General features: G+C 62.6%; 3 protein-coding genes. 2 read left to right on the forward strand and 1 reads right to left on the reverse strand.

From position 1 onward, the window contains the following. On the forward strand, positions 1–622 hold a 622-nt coding region (locus sphsw_RS19795), incomplete at its 5' end, for a glycine-rich domain-containing protein (protein WP_443024382.1). A gap of 55 nt (positions 623–677) precedes the next feature. After that, the gene (locus sphsw_RS18355; RefSeq protein ID WP_052380913.1) at positions 678–1,103 is read left to right on the forward strand and encodes a DUF2442 domain-containing protein; all 426 of its coding nucleotides are present in this window, start codon (positions 678–680) and stop codon (positions 1,101–1,103) included. A 141-nt stretch (positions 1,104–1,244) separates the two neighbouring features. Here sphsw_RS18355 and sphsw_RS10545 read toward each other — a convergent pair. Next, positions 1,245–1,605 (reverse strand): thermonuclease family protein (locus sphsw_RS10545; protein WP_031440583.1); only part of this gene is annotated, 361 nt, incomplete at its 5' end.

Raw genomic sequence — 1,605 nt, forward strand, 5'->3', positions numbered from 1 at the left:
GACGCCACCGTCCCTGCCCGATTGGTTTCAGGGGATCGGAGCGCTGATAGCTATTCCGATTAGCCTGTGGGCAATTTGGCAGGGACGCAAAAACAAAGAGGCCATATCGCGTATCACGAATGTCCGCGGGGACGATCTCCGCGGATCATTTGGTTTTGGCGGCCGAGGTGGTGACGGACATTACGCCGGCGCCGGAGGATCCGGCGGCGATATCGTAAGCGGAACATTTCAGACCAAAGATTTACCAGACACTCTGGAGGTCAATGTCGGGCAGGGCGGAATTGGCGGCCAGCATGGCTCGAGCGGCCAAGATGGGGGAGATACACGAATCGATGCGCTTGGCCTTCAAGCTAAGGGTGGAAAGGGCGGTGAGGCCGGCGGCACACCCGCTGGCAGCTTCCAGAGCCTCGCTGACAATTCGTTCCTCACTGCGACATACTGTCGAAATTTTGCCTACAGTCCGCATCCCGACATTTTACTGCTCGCGTTTGGGTCGGAGTCGACCATTAATGGCAATCCGAGTGGGGCTGTCACAAGTACAATTGCTATACCGTGGGAATTGGCAAAGCAGTTGCGAGAACATCTAGTCACACTGATACCGCATCCTGATTTTACTCAGTGATGCACTTTAAGCAGCGTATGGTGATTTAGCGCAACTGATCCGAAAGGACCCGTTGATGGACATCGAAACGACCCGCTGGAGCCCTACCGTGCATCTCGACAGCGATGCAGCAGTGCTCGCCTATCTCGAAGCGGTCTTCGAAGACGGCGACCCGGCTCGATCGCTGCCGCACTTGCCGACGTGGCCCATGTCCGCGGCAATGTCGGTGCCGACCTCGATGATTAACCTCGTGCGCCTCGCAATTGCCGGCGACGATACGCTGGATCTCGTCTTTTCGGACGGCAGCGCGGCGCATTGGTCCGCGGCCGACCTTATCGCCCGCGTCACGGTCATGACGCGCCCGCTCGCCGACCCCGCCTATTTCGCCCGCGCCTTCATCGAAGGCGGCGCGCTCGCCTGGCCGAACGGCTTCGAACTGTCCGCGGACGCACTCCACCAGCGTCTGGCGGCCAAGGACCTGCTGATCCGCAACGCTGCCTGACGGGCGGCCAGTGGGGCACGCCTCGACTGATCCCGAAAGGGTCGTCATTTCCGCGAGGGCGGGAACCCAAACGGGCTGACCCGACTTCGTGATCGCCGCCGTGGACCCAGTGCCGTCACGTTACGACGGCCATAGCCCCGCTCAGCACCAAGGCGACCGCTTCCCCCCGCCATAACGCCGCGCGAGACCCTCGCGGACCAGCGTGTCGCCCAGCGACCGGCCGTCGCGCTGCACCAGCCGCAGCTTGCGCCCATATTTGTCGACGTCGCGCTTGATCCGCGTCAGCGTGAACGGCCCGGCATTGAGCAGCGCCTGCATCCGCAGCGTAGCGCGCTGGCCCGCGCGTGCCTCGGCCTTGCAGCGCGGCGGGTGCGTTTCGGGGGTGTCGATATCGGCGATGCGGATCTTGGTGCGGTTCATCCAGAAGGTGTCGCCATCGACCATGCAGTTGACCCGCTTGGCCCGGCCACAGATCGTGAAGCGCGCCGACACCGCCTTCCCC

The organism is Sphingomonas sp. FUKUSWIS1 (assembly GCF_000733135.1).
In the GTDB taxonomy this organism is placed as follows: domain Bacteria; phylum Pseudomonadota; class Alphaproteobacteria; order Sphingomonadales; family Sphingomonadaceae; genus Sphingomonas; species Sphingomonas aerolata.